Raw genomic sequence first — 6,224 nt, 5'->3', positions numbered from 1 at the left:
TGTCCAGCACGCAGAACCTGGGACCTCAACACCTCGTGTCGGACATCAAAGACGCCGTCACGAGGACTACAGATAACCCAGGAACGACTCAACAAAGAAATCCGCCGCCGCACCGATGTCGTCGGGATCTTCCCCGACCGCGATGCTCTAATCCGCCTCGTCGGCGCTGTGCTGGCCGAACAACACGACGAATGGGCCGAGTCACGGCGCTACCTGGGTCTCGACGTCCTCAGCAAATCCCGCCTGACCACCACCACACCAGCAGAACAGGAGGACAACCCCGCGGCACTAACCGCATAAGTCACGACATCGAAGAATCACACGACGACGTCGTACACCACGTCCCTGGACTTGACCAGGCGGCAACCGGCGCAAGGCGACAGTCAAGCAGATAGCGATGCTGCACGAGCGAGTAGCGCAACGCCGCAAAGATTGGGTCGAGAAGATCACCACGCGCCTTGCGGAAAGCTACGACTTCGTCGCGGTTGAAGCCCTGCAAACCACAAACATGGTCCGCAGGCCCAAACCCAAGCCCGACCCCGACAACCCCGGCCAGTACCTGCCCAATGGGGCAGCAGCCAAGGCGGGGCTCTCAAAAGGTATTTATGCCAACTGCTGGGGCATGTTCGCCCGCCGGTTGGGACACAAAATGCAGGCTTCAGGCACCACGCTCGTGGCAGTGCCGCCGAAGAACAGCAGTATCGAATGCCGCATGTGTGGACACACGGCAAAGGAAAACCGCAAGAGCCAAGCGGGATTCCAATGCGTCGCGTGTGGCCACGCCGAGCATGCCGACATTCAGGCTGCGCAGATAGTCTTGGCCCGGGCCAGACCCGCGCCCACCCCCGGACCGGGGGCCGCACCGCAAGGTGCGGGCACCGCAAGGTGCGCTCGCGAAAGCGGGAACCAAGGTTGGGCCGCGTGAGCGGCCCAGTCGGAATCCCGGCCGTTCACGGCCGGGAGGAGGTCAATGATAGGTGGGTTGTACGAACGAACGTGCTGTTCTACGCCTGGTTGAGCAGATTCAGGAGCCGGTCGACTCCGTCTGTGCCGAGATATTCCCGCAGCGCGTCAGCCAGCAGGTTGGGTTGGCTGTCGAATTTCGACAGTGCGGTGGTGATGACGCGCGACCGGGATGGGGCTGGTGTGGGCGGGTCTCCGGTGGGTTTGTCGTTGGATTGCTGCTTGTCTTGAGCGGCGCGCCAGCGGGCGACTTGCTGTTCTAGAGGGACTCGGGCGAGCGACCGCGCTTCGCGGATTGCCAGTTCGCCGCGTCGTAGCGCGGTTTGCAGTTCGGGCGCCAGTTTGAGGAGAGCGCGTCGCTGGGAGACCCAACCTTCGGTGCGGTGAAGGCGTTGGCCGGCGAGGTCGGCCCGTCCACACTCGGCGACGAGGGCCTCGACCGCGCGGGCTTCCTCGATGACGTCGAAGTCTTGCCTGTCAACGTTTTCCGTGATGGCGGCGGAGATGAGGGTAACGCGGTCACGGGCAATAGTGTCATTGACGACTACGTCGAGGTCGGTGCGGCCGTATTTGTGTGCTGCGGCCAGCCGGCGGCACCCGTTGACGACGACATAGCGGGTGACGATTTCGTCGTCGGGGTACAGGGCCCGGTAGGCATCGGCAGTGACGACGACCGCGGGTTGCAGTTGCATGTCGGCGATCGAGGCGAGGTCGGCGAGGTCACCGAGATCTTCGCGAGGATTCCGCGGATTGGGGGTCAGCTGTGCGAGCGGGGCGCTGCGTGCCGGCCCGGCCTCTGGCTGCTGGTCCACCGGTGAGTTGTCACCGACATCGGCGGCCAGTGCCGCCAGGCTGGTTCGCTTGCCGCGTGCGGCCACTAGTCCCCTCCCCCGATGTTGAGTTCGAGTGCGAAGCGGTAGAAGTCTTCACGCGCTTGCAGGGCGACGCGGTTGGTTGGGTATTCGGTGACGACCTGTCCGTCGGCGCTCGCTCGAGCGTGCAGTTTGTAGTGGCGGATAACGGTGTGGGCCAGGGGCCACTTGTTGAGTCGTACGAATTCCTTGGTTTCGTTGAGATCGTGGACGCCGTCTCGAGGGTCCCAGTTGTTGATCACGACGGTGTAGGGCAATCCGCGTGGTTTGACGACCTTGTTGATGGTGCGGGCTGTGGGGTCGAAGGACAGCGGTTCGGTTTCGATCGGGATGATGACTCGGTCTGCGAGGTCCAGGACGGTGCGTAGCGCATCGGCGGCGGGTCCGCGGCCGAGTGGATCACTGGTGGTGGCGCCGGCGTCGAGGTCGATCCATCCTGGGGTATCGACGTAGACATGTTTGATGGTGGGCAGCTCTTTTAGGCGCGCTAGGCCGGCGAGGTCGTCGTGGGCTTGGACGATGTGGAATGGTAGATCGTCGATCCGCGATGCCCACCACACGGCGGAACCCTGCGGGTCGACTGAGATCGCGGCCACTGGAGATGTGGCGTCTGGGTCGTCGTGATCGTTGCAGACGTCGGCGGTTACGGCAGCCAGATTGACTGCGATGGTGCTCTTGCCGACGCCGCCTTTCTGATTGAGAACGACGTGCACAGCCATAGAAGGCCTTCCGTATGCTTCCCCCGCACTGCGGAGTACTTCGGATGGGATGGAGTTTGATGCTAGCGGCCGCCGGCCTTCTTGCGTTGCGGTGACACACCGGCAGTGTCGTGGTCCCATGAGTCCCCGCGCCGGCAAAACGTTTGCTGCTTTACCGCGGTAAAGTACGGCGGCTAGGCACCATCAGGGGTTATCGGGCCGCTTCGCAACTCGTTTCCGACATTCGCCTTTGCGACATGCCGGATTTCACATTAAGCGTGATTCTGTGGGTCGTCGCACACTGCGTGCGTGTGGTCGCCCGATCACGCTGCCACAACCTCACGCGGTGACGCCGACACGTTGTCACGCAATCACTGGATCGTGGAAACACCGCGTCACACACTCACGGGGGCGATCGGATGATTCCGTGACACCAACACACCATCACGGAATCATCGAATCAGCAGATGACGCCATCACGGGGTCACCTCGCGATCACGTCACCTGATCGCGGCAACACACCGTCACTCAATCACCGGGTCACGTAGCGATTACATCGCGCAATCGCGGCAACACACCATCACCGAATCACTGCATCACCGGGAGATCGCGTGACGTCGTTGCGGCGTCACTACGTCACGGCGTCACCGGATCGCTGAATTAGTGGATTGCCGGATCACCTGGTGATGACATCACCTGGTCGCGCCAACACGCCGTCACCGCATCGCCTGAACACTGCATCACCCCGTGTTCTAATCACCATGTGACGATTGGGATCTAAGGGGATGAAGTGAAAGCTGATGTCATCGCGATCGCAAACCACAAAGGCGGCGTGGGGAAGTCCTTTACCGCGGTCAGTCTTGCTGCCGGATTGGCCCAAGGCGGCTGGCGCACCCTGTTGGTGGATTGCGACGCACAGGCCAATGCGACGTCGATGTTCGATCCTGACGACGACGTCGAACTGGACCTTTATGACCTGATCGCCGAACAGGCTCCGGTCAGACAGGTGATCCGCAAGACGCGGATCGCGAATCTTGAAATGATCCCCTCGACCTTGGCCGTCGCGAAGCTTGATCAACAGCTGGTCATGATGCACCGGCGCGAGTACCAAATGGCGATGCGGCTGGAGCCGGTCTATGACGACTACGACGCCATTGTGATGGACCTTTCACCCAACCTGGGGCAGCTGGTCATTTCTGCTCTGAATGCTGCTGACTGGATGATCGTGCCGACCGACGCCAGCAAGTGGGGGAGACGCGGCGTCCATATGTTCATGGAGTGGGCAGGATCGCTGCGCGCGCACCAGGTGCTTTCTGCTGAGCTGCTTGGAGTCTTACTAACCAAATATGAGCCGAACACGGTCATCAGCCGCGACACCCTTGCTGCATTGAAGGACGACGGGTTGCCGTTGTTTGAGACGTTGATCCCGAAACGCACAGCGGCCGAGCGGATGGTTACCGGCTGTTATGTCCTCGGGGACGTTGAAGCCGACCCCGATCTCGCCCAGGCGTACGCAGCATTCACTGTCGATGTGATGAAACGGGTCAATGAGGGTCGTCGTAACCGAGGGAGGCACTATGGGTAAGAACGTCGCTGACGTCGTCGTCGGCATGTTGTCAGACGTGGGATCGGCGACCCGGCCCCCTGCCCGGACGACCACCCCGGGGACGGCGCCGGCCTCGAAGGCTGAGACCTCTGCTCCTGTGACACCGCAATCGCCGGAGCCGTCCGACGCTCCGCCGGCGCAGGTTCAAGCTCCCGAGCCCGCAATTGCGGCGTCGATCTCCCCGGCCACATCAGCGCGCTTGTCACGTTCAGATAGCCAGGGCGAGCCCGGGGCTCCACGAACACTGCGTTTGCGGCCCGAGACCGCGGGAGAATTGCGGGCGGCGTGGTTGTCGGCCAAGCGTGAAGACGTCTTGTTGACAGCGCAGGATTTCGCCTCCGATCTCGTCGAGGAAGCTCTACGACTTCGTCGCCGACGTCAGCGGGTAGCTAGCACAGCCTGAGCGACGCGGGCAAACCTCATGCGGTGCCGGCGCACGCGCTAACAGTGCGCGCACCAGTGTCGATGCGCGTGTGAGCGCTTTACCGCGGTAAAGCGGCTAACCCACGCGCATCATTCCGGCACGACATAAGCTCCGCCACACTCGGCGACACCTCTGCGATGATCTGCTTCAACCGCGTCTGGATTGGCCCACGGAACACATCACGGCGGTACTTCGGGCACCTTTCCACCCGCTAGAGATGGCGTCCACCACGTCCGGCGTGTCGATCCGAGGTAACGTCATGGACCCCTGATGGACTGGGGTCCATGACAGTCGGTCGGTGCCACAAGGTGGCGAGAGTCCACCCCGCTGAAGGGAAAGAACAGTGGTGGATTTTCACCCCTGACGACGAAGTCCACGAACGATCCCTTGTTGTCCTTCGGGGCCGGAAGAAATCCACGCAGCGGACTTACGCCTACAGCCTGGTGGATCACCTGAACTTCCTTGAAGTCCATGGACTCGACGAAACCCAGGTTCGTTTCGATCACTTGGTCCGATACATGGCAGGTATCACCGGCTCGGCTGATGCTGGCGTATTCGGACTGGCATGGCGTGATCCGAGCAAGAAGCCCCTCGGCGTTGACGCGGCGAACAACGTAGCCATGGTATTGCGGGTGTACTACGAAGGCCTTGCGGTGGCCGGAGTGAAGATAGACCCCCGCCTGCTAGTGAAACTCGAGGGAAGGCTCACCCCGGTTCGGGGTCAAGAGGATCGGTGGATTCGTTCCAACCCGCTCTCCGCGGGCACTTCGAGCCATCGACCGAGGATGGTCCCGGACGAGGTCATTGAAGTGCTGCTGGAGCGGCCAGGGGTGCTCTTGCGAACCCGCGACAGGATGATCGTTATCTGGTTGAAGGACAGTGGTATTCGCGTCGGCGGACTATGCGGACTACGGTTCTGCGACCTACACCTGCAGCCCCCGTACGAGTGCAACCAACGGACTGACCCGCACATTCACATCATTCCGCGTGACGACAACCCCAACGGTGCTGCAGCCAAGTCGTACGACAAGACCAGCTACGAGGGACCTGATGGGGTCACGATCAATGGCGTGATTCGTATGGCCAGCCCGCAGATGATATCCAGCTACTACGCTTACCTACTCGACGACTACCTGCCGATAGAGCCGCTAGTGGATCACGACCAAGTCTTGGTGAACTTCGCTGTCGGACACATGGGCACGGCGATAAAGACTAGCCGTATCCGGAAAATGCTCCGCGAGGCTTGTGGGCGGGCAGGACTACCCGGACATGTCGTCCCTCACGCATTCCGCCATCGGGCCGCATCTGACCTCTACGCCGCCAGCGACTTTAACGCCCAGTTCGTTGCGGATGAGTTCGGCTGGAAAGACCGCAAGATGGTCACAACCCGCTATGGCCGTTCGGCGAATCGCCATGCTGCCGGACACATTCAGAGGGCGTGGCAAGCCTCAGCCACGGACGATCCTGTCGCCCATCTGCAGCCCTAAAGCCTGGAGAACCCATGAACCACAGCGCTGTTGAGTCTGTTGAGGCCGAAACTGCTGCGACACACCTCCGAGCACTCGATGCCAGTGACGCACTCGGGGGTCTGCTGCACGATCAGGTGACAGTTTCGGTCACGCGGCCTGACTGGCCGGTGTGGTCATGATTGCTTCGAATTC

The 6,224-nt window shown here is 61.6% G+C and carries 6 protein-coding genes and 1 pseudogene; 5 read left to right on the top strand and 2 right to left on the bottom strand.

All coding sequences use genetic code 11. The annotated features are described in order from the left end of the window. From AWC08_RS23000 to AWC08_RS39160, 3 genes and pseudogenes are all read left to right on the top strand, one after another. A partial coding sequence (locus AWC08_RS23000; protein ID WP_244906522.1) for a transposase occupies window positions 1–300 on the top strand: 300 nt, incomplete at its 5' end. A 70-nt stretch (window positions 301–370) separates the two neighbouring features. Next, a pseudogene (locus AWC08_RS39165) lies at window positions 371–505 on the top strand (transposase); the annotation flags it as partial. A 3-nt stretch (window positions 506–508) separates the two neighbouring features. Continuing rightward, a complete protein-coding gene (locus AWC08_RS39160) occupies window positions 509–925 on the top strand; it encodes a zinc ribbon domain-containing protein (RefSeq protein WP_308207302.1) in 417 nt (138 codons plus the stop codon). Between the two features lie 79 nt (window positions 926–1,004). Here the strand turns inward: AWC08_RS39160 and AWC08_RS22990 are convergent, their stop codons facing one another. Next, window positions 1,005–1,841, bottom strand: a complete 837-nt coding sequence (locus tag AWC08_RS22990; protein ID WP_036395625.1) for a ParB/RepB/Spo0J family partition protein — start codon at window positions 1,839–1,841, stop codon at window positions 1,005–1,007. Further along, a complete protein-coding gene (locus AWC08_RS22985; protein WP_036395623.1) occupies window positions 1,841–2,554 on the bottom strand; it encodes a ParA family protein in 714 nt (237 codons plus the stop codon). Before AWC08_RS22985 ends, AWC08_RS22990 begins: the two co-directional genes overlap by 1 nt. A gap of 769 nt (window positions 2,555–3,323) precedes the next feature. Between AWC08_RS22985 and AWC08_RS22980 the strand changes: the two genes are divergently transcribed. After that, a complete protein-coding gene (locus AWC08_RS22980) occupies window positions 3,324–4,118 on the top strand; it encodes a ParA family protein (RefSeq protein ID WP_036395621.1) in 795 nt (264 codons plus the stop codon). A 753-nt stretch (window positions 4,119–4,871) separates the two neighbouring features. Next, the gene (locus tag AWC08_RS22970) at window positions 4,872–6,050 is read left to right on the top strand and encodes a tyrosine-type recombinase/integrase (protein WP_244906521.1); all 1,179 of its coding nucleotides are present in this window, start codon (window positions 4,872–4,874) and stop codon (window positions 6,048–6,050) included. Window positions 6,051–6,224 lie beyond the last annotated feature (174 nt).

The sequence above is a fragment of the Mycobacterium gordonae genome (assembly GCF_002101675.1).
Taxonomy (GTDB): domain Bacteria; phylum Actinomycetota; class Actinomycetes; order Mycobacteriales; family Mycobacteriaceae; genus Mycobacterium; species Mycobacterium gordonae.
Note: the sequence above shows the minus strand (reverse complement) of the source record. Positions and strands in the feature narration are given on the sequence as shown.

Coding starts and splice junctions, on each gene's coding strand:
- AWC08_RS39160 (WP_308207302.1), top strand. CDS start 509: ATGGTCCGCAGGCCCAAACCCAAGCCCGACCCCGACAACCCCGGCCAG.
- AWC08_RS22985 (WP_036395623.1), bottom strand. CDS start 2,554: ATGGCTGTGCACGTCGTTCTCAATCAGAAAGGCGGCGTCGGCAAGAGC.